Below are 15,520 nucleotides of genomic sequence, written 5' to 3'. Positions count from 1 at the left end.
ACGAGCGCGCCTACACCGCTAAGCTAGCGCTCGCGGCGTAAAAAACCCCCGTGTCCACGAACCGGGGGTAGGCCCCAGCCCCGACGCCTCGAGCGTGGCGCGGGTGGAGGCGACCGCCTCGGCGTCGTCGTCGCTGCCCAGCACCTGCGCCTCGGGGAGAGCCGCGGCGAGATGGGCGGTGAGCAGCCCGTTGCCGCTGCCGAGGTCCACGGCGCGCTCCGCGGCGACCTCGCCCCCGAGGAGCGCCCGATCCAGCGCCTCCAGCAGCAGCAGGCTGCCGGCGTCGGCCCGGGCACCGCCGAAGACCCCGCCGCTGCCTCGCAGCGCCAGGTCGCGTGGCTGCCCGTGCACGCTCACCGTCGCGGCGCCGGTGGCGGGTGCCGGTGCCGGAGCGTCCGGACGGGCCCCGGAGGCGATCAGCGCCCGGGACTTGCCCACTCCCCGTGAGGCGCGGACCTCGGTGAAGGAGCCGGCCAGCACCTCGTTCTGGGAGCGGGTCATGTGCTTGACGCGGCCGCCCGCGATGAGGGTGAGGTCCGCACGCCCGGCCTGGTCGGCGAGACGGGCCAGGCGGCGGGCGAGGTCCTCGAGCCCGGCGAGGGACTTGGGCAGGCGGGCGAGCACGAGGTGGGCGTCGGCCGTGGCGGCGAACTCCTCCAGCGGGAGGGGGGCCGCCCCGGCCGCGAGCACCAGCTGCCCGGTCGCCACCGGGTCGGCGAAGCGCTCCGCGAGCGCGGAGGTCTCGGCGCGGGAGGCGTTCCAGGACCAGACCCGGGCTTCCGGCTGCTCGGCGAGCAGGTCGAGGGCGGACGCGGTCAGCGCCCCCGTGCTGTCGGCCACGACGATCAGGTCGCGGGGACGGCCGGTGCCGGCCTCCTCGCCGGCGGCCTGCAGGATCACCCGTTCCGTCTGGTCGGGCGCGGTGCCGGCGGGGGCCGTGTCGACGCTTCGCGGAGCGGTGCTGTTCATAGCGGTGCGGTTCATCTCTGCGCTGTCCATCTCTGCGCTGTTCATGGCGGTGCGGGTCACACCGTCCGTCCTCGGGTGGCCCGTCGCGGGGGCCCGTCGATGGTCCGGAGCCGGGGGCCGGCTCATTCGGGCAGGCCATGACGGCCGCGGGAGCGCAGGCGGCCGTTCGGCAGCCGAGGTGCCGGGATCGCATCCGGGGTGTGCGCCGGGAAGGGGCCGAACTGCTCGTCCGGCTCCGCGAGCCCGCCGCGCTCGCGCGCGATATCCGCGATCGGGGCCTCCTCGAGAGGCAGCTCGACCCCGATCTCCGCCTGGTAGCGCGCCCGGAACTGCACGATCTCCTCATGGGTGCGGCCCACGAAGTTCCACCACATGATGATGTCCTCCCCCAGCGGCTCCCCGCCCAGCAGCATCGCCCGGAGGTCCTCCCCGTCCTCGGCGCTGAGGACCAGCTGGGCGGCGCCGTCGGGCAGCACCACCAGCTCCCGGTCGGCGATCGAGGTCTCGCGCCCATCGCCGTCGGGCCCGCCGTCGGGGGACCCGACGGAGCGGAGCCGGGCGGCGCCGCGGTCGACGAGCAGCCCGTACTCGTGGCCGGGATCGAGGTCGATGCGCAGCGTGCTGCCGGCCCGCAGATCCACCTGCACCATGCTGAGCGCGGTGTCGGTCCGCACCTCGCTGCGGTCCTCGAGCACGTCGCCGTCCTCGGCAACGGCGCGGAAGCTCCCCAGCCCCACGCGGGCACGCGCGTCGGCGGTTCCGATCTCGGTCGGGGTGGAGACCTCGAAATGCTGGTCCCGGAACCGCACTCGGTCGGGCAGGGCGTACCAGAGCTGGACCCCGTGCAGGATGGTGGCGTCGGCGACGGAGAACTCGGAGTGGGTGATGCCGGAGCCGGCCACCATGATGTCCACGTCGCCGGGGCGGACCAGGGCGTGGCTGCCGATCGAGTCGCGGTGCGTGATCGCGCCCTCGAACAGCCAGGACACGGTCGCCAGGCCCGTATGCGGGTGGCGGGCCACCTGCATGCCGCCGGAGGCGGAGACATCGTCGGGACCGAAATGGTCCACGAAGCACCAGGCGCCGATGAGGGAGGTGCGTCGAGCGGGCAGCGTGCGGTGCACGGTCATGCCGCGGGGGCCGCCGAGCGGCACCGCCCGGGGTTCCAGCAGTACGAAATCTTCGAAGGAGCTCATGGGGAGAGTGTAGAGAGCCGGCTCCGTCGACCCTGTGTCGCGGGTTCTCCGCTCCCCGCCACAGGCTCGCGGCGCGCTCCTGTCTCCCCCTGGTCGGACAGCCCGGCACGGTCTGGCGCTATCACCATTTCTTCGGACTGCTCGGGATCCTGCTGTCCCGGGTCAGTGGGACCAGCACGGGCGAGCACCTCGACCAGACCCTGTGGACCCCCGTGGGCATGTCCGACACCCGGTACTCCGTGCCGCCGGACCGAGGGCATCGCCTGCCGGCCCTGTACGCGGACGAGGACGGAGTGCTCGGGGGCGAGAACCCGCGGCCGGCGGATTCCACGTCGGCCCGCCGCCGTCCGACATCCGCCACGGCGAGCAGATCGGCAAGGAGCACCAGATGATGCTGAGCAGCGACCAGGTGCCCGCCGCGTCGAAGTCCCGGGAATCCTTCTTCCCGGGCTGCTGGGAGCACGCGGCCTGGGGCTTCGGGGTGTCCGTGGCCGCCGGCGGACCGCACCGGGGCCGCTGGGGATCGTCCGGCGGCCCCGGCACGGACTTCTTCGTCGACCCCGACGGCACGCTCGGCCTGCTGCTCCCGCAGGTGGAGATCGGTCCCCGCCTCGCGCCGCTGCTCGAGGAGTACGGCGATCTCACCACCACGCGGGATCCGCTGCCTCCACGCTGAATCGCAACGCTCGGATTCTCCGGTGGCGCTGCCCCTCCGCCCCGCTCGGACGCATGGATCACCGTCCCCTCTCGCCCAGCGCCGCGGCGGCGTGCGAACATGGAACGAGATGTGATGCACATCAACCCGGTGTCCGCTCCGCCGGTCCGACGGAGACCGGATCCGGGGGCGCCCAGCGACCCCGAGGAGATCCAGATGTCCCGCTCATCCCTCCGCACCGCCGTCACCACCGCCGTCGGCGTGGCCGGCACCGCCGTGGGCGCCCTGGCCGCCCATGACCTGACGCAGAAGCGGCACACGATCCTGCGCATCTATCCGGTCATCGGCCATCTGCGCTACCTGCTGGAGGGCCTGCGCCCGGAGCTGCAGCAGTACTTCATCGAGCGCAACTGGGACGGCAGACCCTTCGACCGCGACATCCGCAGCATCGTCTACCAGCGCGCGAAGGGCATCCACGGTGAGCAGGCCTTCGGCACCGAGCGCGACGTCAACGCCGCCGGGTACGAATACCTCGTCCACTCCATCCACCCGGCCCCGCAGCCGGAGTCCGTTCCGCGCGTGCGGATCGGCGGTCCGGAGTGCGCCCGCCCGTACTCGATGGCATTGCTGAACGTCTCGGCCATGAGCTTCGGCGCGCTGTCCGCCAATGCGGTGCGCGCCCTGAACCAGGGAGCGCGTGAGGGCGGCTTCGCCCAGGACACCGGTGAGGGATCGCTGACCCCGTATCACGAGGAGATGGGCGGGGATCTGATCTGGGAGCTGGGCACCGGCTACTTCGGCGCGCGCACCGCGGACGGCCGGCTGGACGAGGACATCTTCCGCGACAAGTCCACCAAGGACCAGGTCAAATGCATCTCCGTGAAGCTCAGTCAGGGGGCGAAGCCGGGTATCGGCGGGGTGCTGCCAGCGGCCAAGGTCTCGGCCGAGATCGCCGACATCCGCGGAGTCCCCCAGGGCGAGAAGTGCGTCTCCCCCGCCTCGCACGCCATGTTCGACACCCCTGTGGGGCTCATCGAGTTCCTCGCCCGGCTGCGGGAGCTCTCCGGGGGCAAGCCCGTCGGGGTCAAGCTCTGCGTAGGCAGCAAGGTGGAGGTGCTCTCCCTGTGCAAGGCGATGCTCGAGGTCGGGACCGCACCGGATTTCATCATCGTCGACGGCTCCGAGGGCGGGACCGGCGCGGCCCCGCTGGAGTTCGAGGACCATATGGGGATGCCGCTGACCCAGGGTCTGATGACGATGCACAACGCCCTGGTGGGGGTCGGATTGCGGGACCGCGTCCGCCTCGGCGCCTCCGGGAAGGTCGCCGCCGGCAACGACATCGTCAAACGGATCATCCAGGGGGCTGATTTCACCAATTCCGCCCGCGCGATGATGATGGCGATCGGCTGCATCCAGGCCCAGCGCTGCCACACGGGTCGCTGCCCCACCGGGGTCACCACCCAGGATCCCTACCGCCAGCGCGGCCTCGTCGTCGAGGACAAAGCGGTCCGGGTGACGCAGTACCAGCAGGGCACGGTCGCCGAAGCCGTGAAGCTGATGGCGGCGATGGGCGTCTCCGATCCCTCGGAGCTGCGCCCCTGGATGCTGCGGCGCAACCTCTCCCAGACGGCCAACGCCTCCTATGCGGAGCTGTACGAATGGTTGGAGCCGGACCAGCTGCTCACCGACCCGCCGGAGGACTGGGCCGCGGCGTGGACCGCCGCCTCGGCGGACTCGTTCCGCACCCATCACTGAGCACCCGGGCCGGGCAGCGGCGAGTCCGCTTCCCTGAGCGCTCGATCGAAGGAGACCCCATGACCACCATCGCCGAGAGCATCGTCCAGGCCCTCGCCGATCACGGCATCACCCAGACGTGGGGAGTCGTCGGCGATGCCCTGAACCCGATCACCGACGCGATCCGTCACGAGCCGCGGATCACCTGGAGGGGCGTGCGGCACGAGGAGGCCGCGGCCTTCGCCGTCGGTGCGCAGGCTCAGCTGACCGGACGCCTCGGGGTGTGCATGGGCACCGTCGGGCCGGGATCGGTCCACCTGCTCAACGGCCTCTATGACGCCAAGAAGTCTCACGCCCCGGTGCTCGCGATCCTGGGCCAGGTCCCCTCCCCCGAGATCGGCAGCGAGTTCTTCCAGGAGGTCGACAACCATCGCCTCTTCGCCGATGTCGCCGTCTTCTCCCGCACCGTCACCGATCCCGCCCAGCTGCCGCTGCTGCTCGAGCAGGCGGTCAACGCCGCCTACGACGGCCCGGGCGTCGCGGTGCTCACCGTGCCCGGGGACATGGGCTCGCAGAAGCTTCCCCACGGGTCGCGGGCACCGGTGATCGCGCCGCCCGCGACTCCGGCGACGGCCGCTGCGACCTCGATCGATGCGGCCCGCGAGGTGCTGCGCGAGGCGGAGCACGTCACTCTGTTGGTCGGCATCGGCGCGAGGGAGGCCCGCGGCCCGGTCCTCGAGCTCGCGGAGCGGCTGCAGGCCCCGATGGTGGTCACGCTGAAGGGGAAGGACACCTTCGACGAGGACAATCCCTTCGAGGTGGGCCAGTCCGGGCTGATCGGGAACCCGGCCGCCCAGCACGCGTTCGAGAAGTGCGACGTCCTGGTGCTGGTCGGCACCGATTTCCCCTACCGCGAGTGGTATCCGGAAGGGAAGACGGTGATCCAGATCGATCGGCGTCAGGCCCACATCGGGCGCCGCACCGCGGTCCAGCATGCGCTGGTCGGCGACGCCGGTGCCACCGTGCGGGCGCTGCTGGCCGGCGATCTGCCCGCCCGCACGGATACGACCCATCTCGACCGGGTCCACCGCCGTTACGAGACCTGGCGGTCGGAGCAGGAGCGCCTGGTCGATCCCGACCACGATGAGGACTCCCTGCTGGGCAAGGTGCGCAGCGCCTTCGACAATCCCGAGGAGCTGATCCGCCCCGAGGTGGTCGCCGCCGCGCTGGATCGACATGCGGCCGCCGACGCCGTGTTCACCTCCGACACGGGGATGTCGACCGTGTGGCTCTCCCGCTTCGTGCGCATGACCGGTGGGCGACGCCTGCTGGGATCCTTCAACCTCGGCTCGATGGCCAATGCGCTCCCGCAGGCGCTCGGGGTCCAGGCGCTGGGCCGAGAGCGCCAGGTCATCTCGTGCAGCGGCGACGGCGGGCTGATGATGCTGCTGGGCGACCTGCGCACCGCGGTGACCTATCGGCTGCCGGTCAAGGTGGTGGTGTTCGACAACGGCCGACTCGGGATGGTCAAGCTCGAGCAGGAACAGGGCGGGCTGGTCGAGTTCGGCACCCGGCTGGACAACCCCGACCTCGCCCAGGTGGGCGAGGCCATGGGGCTCGCGTCCCGTCAGGTCTCGGATCCCGACGGGGTGGACGAGGCCGTGACCTGGCTGCTCGGTCAGGACGGCCCCGCCCTGCTGGACGTGCGGACCAATCCCGAGGAGATCTCCCTGCCGCCGAAGACGTCCGTGGGGCAGGGCTGGGGCTTCGCGATCGCGAAGATCACCGAGAACCTGCCGCCGCGCTGACCCGGGCCCTCACTGCCAGACGGCAGACTCCGGGTCCACGCCGTGGGCCCGGGCGTTCTCCTCGATCACGCGTCGCAGCCAGGCGGCGAGCCCCTCGGCGCGCTCGTCGTAGTGGGCGGCGAAGCGCGGGTCCTCGGTGTACATCCGCGACAGCACCACCTGCATCGCCGGCGTGCAGTCGTAGTGGCGGGCGATGGTGGCCCGATGCCGTGCGGCGAGCGCATTCGCCTCCTCGCCGCCCGGCGCGACACTGCGGCCGAAGGCCTCGGCGAGCGCAGCCTCGACGGCGTCGGTCTCGTCCTTGATCTCCTGCCACTGTGCGGCATCCCAGTCCCGGGTGCGAGCCGCGGCCAGCGTCCAGGCGTCGGTGCCGCCCCAGCGCTCGCGCGCCTCGTCCTGGTAGGCGGGGTCCCAGTCGGTCCCGAAGATGCGGGCCTGCTCCTCGGGGCTGAGGTCGGTGCTGCTGTGGTCCATGTCGGTCCTCTCGATCATCTCGTCGACGGCCAGTGCCGTCCTCTCGAGCCGGCGGATCCGCTGCTGAAGCAGGGTCCGCTGACGCTGGAGGTGCTCGCGCGGGTCGGCGGAGGGATCGTCGAGGATCCCTCCGATCTGCGCGAGCGCCAGACCGAGCTCGCGGTAGACCAGCACCCGGTGGATCCGGGCCACGTCGTCGGCGTCGTACAGGCGGTACCCCGCCCAGCTGCGCCCGCCCGGGCGCACCAGGCCGATCGCGTCCCAGTGGTGCAGGGTGCGGACGCTCACGCCGACCAGGTCGGCGACGCGCCCCACGGTGAGGTCCTCATGCACTGGCGTCTCGGTCATGGGTACCACCGTCGGCCCTGACGTCGCGTCAGGGTCAAGCGCGCTCATCGTGCCGCGCCGTCGAGCGCGGCCAGCAGGCGTTTCGGCGCCACCGTGCGGTAGGACTCCTCGATCAGCTCGGCGAGCTCCTGGGCGTCGGTCCGCTCGTCCAGATCCACGCCGATCCAGCCGGAGAGGCCGAGGTACGCCGGAATGAAGCAGCGCGGGTCCTGCTGCAGGGCTGCCGTCTCGACCGCCGGCAGGTGCAGCACCACGGCCTGGTCGTGCGCGTGCCACTGCCCATCGGTCTTCACCGCGCCGCCGTAGTAGCAATGGACCTTGGTGGTGAAGAACGCGGGCCTGCCGTGGCTGATCTTCTCCTGGGCACCGGGCAGGGCGAGCGCGATCGACCGCACCTGCTCAAGGATCGGGTCGTCGTCGAACATCTGCGGATGCGCCATCCCCCGATCTTTGCGCAACGGCGCGGACAGCGCCACCAGCGGCGACCGTACGCTGGAGGCATGGCACCGCTCCCCCTCCTGGTCGACTGCGACACCGGCATCGACGATGCGATCGCGCTGAGCTACCTCGCCGCGCATCCACAGGCCGAGATCGCCGGCATCGTCTCCACCGGCGGCAACGTCGAGGTCACCGCCGTGCACCGCAACAACCTGGCCCTGGCCGAGCTGCTCGGCGTCGACGCGCCGATCGCCCGCGGCGCGGAGCGGCCACTGGTGCAGGAGCCGATGTACGCCGACGACACCCATGGCCCCGACGGCCTCGGCCACGCCGTGGTCCCCGAGCCGACCGGTGCCGGGGATCCTCGCACCGGCGCGCAGCTGTGGGTCGACCTCGCCCGCGCTCATCCCGGCGAGCTGGTGGGCCTGGTGCTGGGACCGCATACGAATCTCGCGCTGGCCCTGGAGATCGAGCCCGAGCTGCCGCAGCTGCTGAAGCGTCTGCATTTCATGGGCGGCGCGATCAACCATCGCGGCAACACCGGGCCCACCAGCGAATGGAACATCGCCGTGGATCCCGAGGCCGCCCAGCGCGTGCTCTCCGCCTTCACCGCGGCTCCGCAACGCCCGGTGATGGGCTCGCTGGAGGCGACCGAGACCGTCCGCTTCACCCAGGCGACCCTGGACCGCTTCGAGGAGCTCGCGACCGACGGCGGGCACCCGGTGGCCGCGATCCTGGCGAAGGCGCTGCGCTTCTACTTCGAGTTCCATCAGGCCGACGGCTTCGGCTGGATGGCCCACGTCCACGACCCGCTGGTCACCGCCCACGCCGTCACCGGGGGCTTCGCGAGCACCCGCCCGCTCGCGGTGGACATCGAGCTGGCCGGGACGCTCACCCGCGGCCAGACCGTGGGCGACGAGCTGGGCCGCTGGGGCCGCGCCCCGCACCTCGAGGTGCTCACCGAGGTGCGGCCCGACGAGTTCGTCGAGCACCTGCTGGAGACGCTGCGGGCCGGGCTGGGCAGCCCTGACGGCGTGTGAGGGCTCAGCGATCCAGCGTGGTCACCTCGACCGTGAAGCACTGACGCGGGCCCTTGCCCCCGCGGCCGGCGCGCCAGCCGGTGCAGGTGACGGCGCCCGCGGCCGGATCATCCTGGTAGGCGACCAGCACGGTGCCGGGCAGCGTCACCGGCGCATCGAAGGACACGTCCCAGCGCAGCGGCCGGGAGAGATCCGCACGGGACTCGGTGAAGGCTCGGGAGGCGGTGTACATGCCGTGCGCGATCGCCCGCGGGAAGCCGAACGCTCTCGCCGAGAGGGCCGAGAGGTGGATCGGGTTCACGTCCCCGGAGACCGCGGCGTAGCGGCGACCAGTGTCCGCCGGCAGCGACCAGCGGGCCGTCGGGCGCGGCGGCTCGAAGTCCCGGCGATCGGAGGAGGTGCCAGCGGCCGACGGCGCGGTGCCGGACGGCTCCCCGGCCGAGGGCGCCTCGCCGCGCACCAGGTAGGTGGAGACGTCGGTGGCGATGATCTCGCCGTTCTCGCCGAGGATCGTCGAGACCGCCTCGAAGGTGCGGCCCTTGCGATGCGGGCGCAGGTCCCGCACCCGGCACTCGACGTCGACCAGCTCGCCCACCTGCACCGGCCGATGCTGGAGCACCTGGTTGCGCAGATGCACCAGCCCCAGCAGCGCGAAGGGGAAGTCGCGACGGGCCATCAGCGCGAGCGAGAGCGGGAAGGCGAGCACGTGCAGGACCCCCGGGTGGACCAGGTCGGTGGCCGGGCCGCCCATCAGGTGGTCGAAGTCGCGGGCGCGCTCGGCCTCGATCCGTACCCTGCGCACCCGGTAGGCGAGCTGCGGCAGCACCGGCTCCCCTCCGCCGCGCCCGCCTCGACCGGAGCGGGGATCCAGCGCCGCGGCGTAGATCGCCGGGAAGGAGGGGAGGTCCGCGAGATCCTTGATCTCCTCCGTGGAGCCGTCGGCAGAGCCCCTGCCTGCGGTGCGGGACATGGCGCTCACTTCCCCACCATGTTCTGGCCGCACACGCGCAGCGTCTCTCCGCGGATCCCGCCCGCCTCGGCGGAGCACAGGAAGGCGATCGCCTCGGCGACGTCCACCGGCAGCCCGCCCTGCTGGAGGGAGTTCAGCCGACGCGCGACCTCACGGGTCAGCGCCGGCATCCTCGCGGTCATCTCGGTCTCGATGAAGCCGGGTGCCACCGCGTTGGCGGTGCCACCGAGGGCCTCGAGCCGCGCGGCGAGCGCGCCGACGAAGGCGATCACCCCGGCCTTGGAGGTCGCGTAGTTCGTCTGTCCACGGTTGCCGGCGATCCCGCTGGTGGAGGCCAGCGACACCACGCGCGGCTGCTCTCCGAGCACGTCCCCGGCCTCGATCAGGGCCTCGGTGAGGGTGATCTGGCTGGTGATGTTCACCGCGAGGACCGGGTCCCAGCGGTCCGGGGTCATGTTGGCCAGCAGCTTGTCGCGGGTGATGCCGGCGTTGAGGACCACTGCGTCCAGGGTCAGGCCCCGGTCGCGCAGGAAGGAGACCAGGCGCTCGCCCGCCCCCTGCGAGGTGACGTCCAGCTGGATCGGCACCGCGTGCAGCTCGTTGGCCAGACGGGAGAGCTCCGTGCCGGCGCCGGGGACGTCCAGCACCACGAGCCGGGCGCCGTCGGCGGCGAGCGTGCGCGCGATCGCCGCTCCGATGCCGCGGGCCGCCCCGGTGACCAGGGCGGTGCGGCCGGCCAGCGGCAGCGAGCGGTTCTCGGTTGCGCTGCCGGCCGCGCCGGAGACGGTGAGGAGCTGTCCGGTGACGAAGGCGCTGCGGGCGGAGAGGAAGAAGCGCAGGGCCCCGATCGACGCCGGGGCGTCCAGCGCCACGCCGTCCTCGACCAGGACGCCGTTGGCCGTCGCGCCGCCGCGCATCTCGTGGGCGAGGGAGCGCAGGAAGCCCTCGACGCCGCCGCGGGCGGCGGCCCGGGCCGGGTCGTGCTCCTCCGCGGGACGGGAGATCGTGACCACCCTCGCACCGGGGGCGAGGGAGCGCATCGCGCCGGCCAGCGGCAGCATGATCGGTCCGATCTCCGCCGGGGAGGAGATCTCGTCGAGCACCACGATCACGGAGCCGACGCGGCGGAGCTCCTCGAAGCGGCGGCGCACATCAGCGCCCTCCTCCAGGAGCAGATGGGCGATCCGATCGGCACCGGCGGAGTCGCCGAGCACCACGACCGGGCCGAGCACCGGCTCGGGGCGGTCGCCACGGCGCAGGAGCCGTGAGGGGCGGGGCAGGCCCAGCTGCGTGGCCAGGGCCCCGCCGGGGGCGGAGCGGATGAAGCGGGTGTAGGCATCGGTCATGGGGACCTCCGGGTCGAGAGTGCGGTCGCGGGCGGCAGCGGTGCTGGTCGCGCGTCAGTCGGTGACGGACTCGAGCAGCACGACGGTGCCCTGCCCGGCGGCCGCGCACACCGAGATCAGGCCGCGCTGGACGCTCCCGGTCTCCTTCGCCCGCTCGTGCAGGAGCTTGGCCAGGGTCGCGACCAGGCGACCGCCGGTGGCGGCGAAGGGGTGGCCGGCCGCGAGGGAGGAGCCGGCGACGTTGAGCCTGGAGCGGTCGATGCTGCCGAGTGCTCCGTCGCGGCCCAGCCGTCCCCGGCAGAACTCCTCGGACTCCCAAGCCTTCAGGGTGGCCAGCACCGTGGAGGCGAAGGCTTCGTGGAGCTCGTAGAAGTCCAGATCCTGCAGGGTCAGGTCGTTGGCGTCCAGCAGCTCGGGCACCGCATAGGCCGGGGCCATCAGCAGGCCCTCCTCGCCGTGCACGAAGTCCACCGCGGCGCTGCGTGCGTCGACCACGCGGGCGAGCGGGGTCAGCCCCTTCTCGGCGGCCCAGTCGGCGCTGCCCAGCAGCACCGAGGACGCCCCGTCGGAGAGCGGGGTGGAGTTGCCGGCGGTCATGGTCGGCTCGGTGACCTGCGGGGACTTCGTGCCGAAGACGGGCCTGAGCGAGCCGAGCTTCTCCAACGTGGAGTCGGGGCGCAGGTTCTGGTCCCGGGCGAGGCCGCGGTAGCCGGTGACCAGGTCGTCGAAGAAACCGGCGTCGTAGGCGGCGGCGAGCTTCTGGTGCGAGGCGAGTGCGAGCTCGTCCTGGGCCTCACGGCTGATGCCCCACTCGGCGGTGGTCTGCGCCTGGTGCTCGCCCATGGACAGACCGGTGCGGGGCTCGCCGTTGCGGGGCGGGACCGGGGCGAGGTCAGCAGGCCTGATCGTGCTGAACGCGGTGATCCGCTGCATCGCGGTCTTGGCGGCGAAGGCGCGGTGCAGGATCCGGCGCAGCCGCGGCGTGACCTCGATCGGGGAGTCCGAGGCGGAGTCCACACCGCAGGCGATGCCGGAGTCGATCTGGCCGAGCTGGATCCGGTTGGAGACGTGGATCAGGGTCTCCAGGCTGGTGGCGCAGGCCTTGGACATGTCGATCGTGGGGGTGCGCGGGTCCAGCGGGGTGCCCAGCGCGCTCTCGCGGGTGAGGTTGAGGTCCCCGGCGAGCTTCAGCACGGCGCCGCCGGCGACCTCGCCGAGCTTCTCGCCCTGCAGGCCGAACCGGGCCACCAGGCCCTCCAGGGTCGCGGTGAGCAGGTCCTGATTGGAGATGCCGGCGTAGGGGCCGCCCGAACGAGCGAAGGGGATCCGGTTGCCGCCGAGGATCAGGGCGTCACGCGGGAAGTCGGGATGGGTCACTGGGTGCACCTCTTCGTGGTCACTGCGGGCGATCGGGGTTCTACAGGATCGTGGTTCTGCGGGGTTCTGCGGGAGCGGAGCACCGCGGGGTCGGCTGTCGGCCGGATGTCGTCCCACGAGAAGACTTTACATAGAACCGGGGGTACTTGATACCCTAGGTTCTGTGAACGCGACGACGCAAGCCCCCACGGACGGCCGATCGGCCCGCTGGGCCCGCCACCGGGAGGAGAGGCGGGCCGAGCTGCTCGACGTGGCCCGCCACCTCATCCATGAGCAGGGTCCCGAGGTGACGATGGAGGACATCGCCGCGGCCTCCGGCACCTCGAAGTCCATCGTCTACCGGTACTTCGAGGACAAGGCGCACCTCCAGCGGACGCTGGGCCGCAGCATCCTGTCCACGATGCACGCCAAGCTGCTGGAGGAGATGCGCGCGCTGGAGGCGGACGTCGGCCGGGAGGCAGGAGCCGACGAACGCATCCATGCGATGATCCGCGCCTATGTCGAGACCGCGCAGCGCTCCCCCGGCGTGTACCGCTTCGTCACCCGGCCCAGCGACGGGCTGAACCACTTCCTGACCGCTGTATCGCGCCTGGTGGCGACGTTCCTGCCGGCCGACATCCCCGCCCCGCAGGTCTGGGCCCACGGTGCCGTGGGCTTCGTCGAGCGGGCGGTCGACACCTGGATGACCACCCAGGAGACGGCCGCACCGGAGGCTGACGACCGCAGATCCGCCGAGGCGGAGGACCGCGATCCCGCCGCCGCGTCCCCCCGCTCCACCCCTGAGGCCCACCCCACTCCGCTCACCGCTGATCAGCTGGTCACCCATCTGGTCACCTGGCTCATGAAGGGACTGCACACATGACCACCGATTCCCGCACCACCTCCACCCCGGCGAAGGACCTCACCGACGAGTCCACCACCGCCGACCCCACCGGCCCCATCCCGGTCCTGCCCGGCGGGGCCCCCCGCCTCGACGTCGCCCAGGTCTCCGAGGCGCTGCTGGGCCGATGGGCCGAGGCCCGCCTGGCGGCCCGCGAGCGCGCGGCCCGCCCCGAGCTGCACCGACCGATGGACGCCAGCGTCGCCGAGCACCGTGAGCGAGTCTTCCAGCAGCTGCAGATCCTGGTCGACGACGACGTCTCGCACCCGATGCTGCCCGAGCACCTCGGCGGCCCCAACGACAACGGCGCCAACGTCGCCGGCTTCGAGGAGCTGGTCGTCGCCGACCCTTCCCTGCAGATCAAGGCCGGGGTGCAATGGGGCCTGTACACCTCGGCGATCATCCAGCTGGGCAGCGAGGAGCAGCAGCAGGCCTGGGTGCCGCCGGCGATGAGCCTGCAGACCCCCGGTGCCTTCGCCATGACCGAGATCGGTCACGGCTCCGACGTGCAGTCGCTGGCGACCACGGCCACCTTTGACCCTGCCGGCGGGGACGATGGGGAATGGGTGATCCACACCCCCTTCCGCGCCGCCTGGAAGGACTACCTGGGCAACGCCGCGATCCACGCGAAGGCCGCGACGCTGTTCGCGCGCCTGATCACCGGGGGCGTCGACCACGGGGTGCACTGCTTCTACGTGCCGGTGCGCGACGCCGAGGGCGAGCTGCTGCCGGGCGTCTCCAGCGAGGACGACGGGGAGAAGGGCGGGCTCAACGGCATCGACAACGGCCGCCTGGCCTTCGACCAGGTGCGCATCCCTCGCACGAACCTGCTGAACCGCTACGGCGATGTGGCCCCCGACGGCACCTACACCTCCCCCATCGAGTCCCCGGGACGGCGCTTCTTCACCATGCTCGGCACCCTCGTGCAGGGCCGCGTCTCCCTGGACGGCTCGGCGATCCGGGCCAGCGAGCTCGCCCTGCACATCGCGATCACCTACGCGACCCAGCGCCGCCAGTTCAGCGCCGCCGATCCCACGCAGGAGACGGTGCTGATGGACTACCAGGCCCATCTGCACCGCCTGCTGCCCAAGCTCGCCGCCACCTACGCCGGCGCCTTCGCGCACGAGCAGCTGCTGCAGGCCTTCGACGACGTCTTCTCCGGCCGGGCGGAGGATCCCGAATCCCGCGAGGATCTCGAGACCCTCGCCGCGACGCTCAAGCCCACCTCGACCCGCCTGGCGCTGGACACCATCCAGGAGTGCCGGGAAGCCTGCGGCGGTGCCGGTTTCATGGCCGAGAACCAGCTGGTGGGCCTGCACCAGGACCTGGACGTGTACGCCACCTTCGAGGGTGACAACACCGTCCTGCTGCAGCTGGTCGCCAAGCGCCTGCTCTCGGACTACACCGACGAGCTGCGCACTGTGGACCGGGCCGGGATCGGCCGCTTCATCGCCCAGCGTGCCGAGGTGCTCGCCAAGCGCCACACCCCGTGGGCGCGCCTCGGCCAGAGCGTCAGCGATCGCGGCAACCCGCGCCGCGCCTTCGACTCGATGCGGCAGACCGAGTTCCAGGAGGAGCTGCTCGCCGATCGTGCCCGGGTCAAGGTCGAGGAGGTCGCCCTGGCGCTGCGGGGAGCCGCGAGGATGAGCCCGGCCGATGCCGCCGCCGAGGTCAACAAGCATCAGGTGGAGATGCTGGATGCGGCCCGTGCCCATGCGGACCTGGTCCACTGGCGCGCCTTCACCCGAGGTATCGAGGCGCTGCCGGACGAGGGCTCCCGCACCGTGCTGACCGACGTGCGGGACCTGTTCGGTCTCACCGCGATCAACGACGACCTGGCCTGGTTCCTGCTCAGCGGGATGATCTCCACCCAGCGCGGTCGGCAGATCGAGAGCGATCTGCGGCGGCTGCTGTGGCGGCTGCGCCCGCATGTGCTCGATCTGGTCGCGGCGTTCGACGTGCGCCCCGGCCACGTGCGCGCGCCCATCGCCCTGGGCGGCGAGCAGGAGCGGCAGGACGAGGCCGCCGCGTACTTCCGTGCCCAGCGGGCCAGCACCGATGCCCCGGTCAGTGAGAAGACGCTGCGCGATCGGGAGAAGCGGGCGCGCCGCGCGGCCCAGAAGCGCGACGGGAAGCGCTGAGGGACGATGTCCACCCGTCGGCCGCCGGCGCCGCCTCGGCCGTCGGGTCCGGCGGGTGCCGCCTTGGTCTCAGCCTGGATCCGCCGGCCGGATTTTGGGTGCGTTTTGCGGGAGGTCGGGAGGGGATTTGGAGGGCGTTTCTGG

General features: G+C 72.1%; 14 protein-coding genes. 7 read left to right on the top strand and 7 right to left on the bottom strand.

The window, feature by feature from the left end:
- Window positions 1–18: 18 nt before the first annotated feature.
- The gene (locus tag ACHUEU_RS16070) at window positions 19–1,029 is read right to left on the bottom strand and encodes a methyltransferase (RefSeq protein ID WP_394217098.1); all 1,011 of its coding nucleotides are present in this window, start codon (window positions 1,027–1,029) and stop codon (window positions 19–21) included.
- A gap of 62 nt (window positions 1,030–1,091) precedes the next feature.
- Complete coding sequence (locus tag ACHUEU_RS16065; RefSeq protein ID WP_394217097.1) at window positions 1,092–2,165, bottom strand: pirin family protein; 1,074 nt, start codon at window positions 2,163–2,165, stop codon at window positions 1,092–1,094.
- Between the two features lie 32 nt (window positions 2,166–2,197).
- On the opposite strand from ACHUEU_RS16065, the gene ACHUEU_RS16060 reads away from it, so the two are divergent.
- The 4 genes from ACHUEU_RS16060 (at window position 2,198) to ACHUEU_RS16045 (ending at window position 6,362) form a co-directional block, all read left to right on the top strand.
- Window positions 2,198–2,557: a serine hydrolase gene (locus ACHUEU_RS16060; RefSeq protein WP_394217099.1), complete on the top strand. Its 360-nt coding sequence runs from the start codon at window positions 2,198–2,200 to the stop codon at window positions 2,555–2,557.
- Window positions 2,554–2,841 (top strand): hypothetical protein, encoded by a 288-nt coding sequence (locus ACHUEU_RS16055; RefSeq protein WP_394217096.1) that lies wholly within the window; start codon window positions 2,554–2,556, stop codon window positions 2,839–2,841. The genes ACHUEU_RS16060 and ACHUEU_RS16055 overlap by 4 nt, the downstream gene beginning before the upstream one ends.
- Before the next feature lie 195 nt (window positions 2,842–3,036).
- Complete coding sequence (locus tag ACHUEU_RS16050; RefSeq protein ID WP_394217095.1) at window positions 3,037–4,575, top strand: FMN-binding glutamate synthase family protein; 1,539 nt, start codon at window positions 3,037–3,039, stop codon at window positions 4,573–4,575.
- Between the two features lie 59 nt (window positions 4,576–4,634).
- Window positions 4,635–6,362, top strand: a complete 1,728-nt coding sequence (locus ACHUEU_RS16045; protein ID WP_394217094.1) for a thiamine pyrophosphate-dependent enzyme — start codon at window positions 4,635–4,637, stop codon at window positions 6,360–6,362.
- Between the two features lie 9 nt (window positions 6,363–6,371).
- On the opposite strand, the gene ACHUEU_RS16040 is transcribed toward ACHUEU_RS16045, so the two are convergent.
- Together ACHUEU_RS16040 and ACHUEU_RS16035 are read right to left on the bottom strand one after the other, a co-directional pair.
- Complete coding sequence (locus tag ACHUEU_RS16040; RefSeq protein WP_394217093.1) at window positions 6,372–7,184, bottom strand: MerR family transcriptional regulator; 813 nt, start codon at window positions 7,182–7,184, stop codon at window positions 6,372–6,374.
- A 44-nt stretch (window positions 7,185–7,228) separates the two neighbouring features.
- Window positions 7,229–7,660 carry an MmcQ/YjbR family DNA-binding protein gene (locus tag ACHUEU_RS16035; RefSeq protein ID WP_394217092.1) on the bottom strand — a complete coding sequence of 144 codons (432 nt, stop codon included), beginning with the start codon at window positions 7,658–7,660 and terminating at the stop codon, window positions 7,229–7,231.
- A 24-nt stretch (window positions 7,661–7,684) separates the two neighbouring features.
- Between ACHUEU_RS16035 and ACHUEU_RS16030 the strand changes: the two genes are divergently transcribed.
- Complete coding sequence (locus ACHUEU_RS16030) at window positions 7,685–8,662, top strand: nucleoside hydrolase (RefSeq protein ID WP_394217091.1); 978 nt, start codon at window positions 7,685–7,687, stop codon at window positions 8,660–8,662.
- Window positions 8,663–8,666: 4 nt separating this feature from the next.
- Here ACHUEU_RS16030 and ACHUEU_RS16025 read toward each other — a convergent pair whose 3' ends face one another.
- From ACHUEU_RS16025 to ACHUEU_RS16015, 3 genes are read right to left on the bottom strand one after another with little or no spacing between them, the layout of a single operon-like run.
- Entirely contained in the window at window positions 8,667–9,632 is a 966-nt protein-coding gene (locus ACHUEU_RS16025) for a MaoC/PaaZ C-terminal domain-containing protein (RefSeq protein ID WP_394217090.1), read from the bottom strand.
- Window positions 9,633–9,637: 5 nt separating this feature from the next.
- Window positions 9,638–10,978, bottom strand: a complete 1,341-nt coding sequence (locus ACHUEU_RS16020; protein WP_394217089.1) for a 3-oxoacyl-ACP reductase — start codon at window positions 10,976–10,978, stop codon at window positions 9,638–9,640.
- A gap of 54 nt (window positions 10,979–11,032) precedes the next feature.
- A complete protein-coding gene (locus tag ACHUEU_RS16015) occupies window positions 11,033–12,355 on the bottom strand; it encodes an acetyl-CoA C-acetyltransferase (RefSeq protein WP_394217088.1) in 1,323 nt (440 codons plus the stop codon).
- Between the two features lie 163 nt (window positions 12,356–12,518).
- Between ACHUEU_RS16015 and ACHUEU_RS16010 the strand changes: the two genes are divergently transcribed.
- On the top strand, window positions 12,519–13,217 hold the full coding sequence (locus ACHUEU_RS16010; protein ID WP_394217087.1) for a TetR/AcrR family transcriptional regulator: 699 nt from the start codon (window positions 12,519–12,521) through the stop codon (window positions 13,215–13,217).
- Entirely contained in the window at window positions 13,214–15,376 is a 2,163-nt protein-coding gene (locus tag ACHUEU_RS16005) for an acyl-CoA dehydrogenase family protein (RefSeq protein WP_394217086.1), read from the top strand. Before ACHUEU_RS16010 ends, ACHUEU_RS16005 begins: the two co-directional genes overlap by 4 nt.
- The last annotated feature ends 144 nt before the right edge of the window (window positions 15,377–15,520 follow it).

The organism is Brachybacterium vulturis, assembly GCF_043641765.1.
In the GTDB taxonomy this organism is placed as follows: Bacteria; Actinomycetota; Actinomycetes; order Actinomycetales; family Dermabacteraceae; genus Brachybacterium; species Brachybacterium vulturis_A.
Note: the sequence above shows the minus strand (reverse complement) of the source record. Positions and strands in the feature narration are given on the sequence as shown.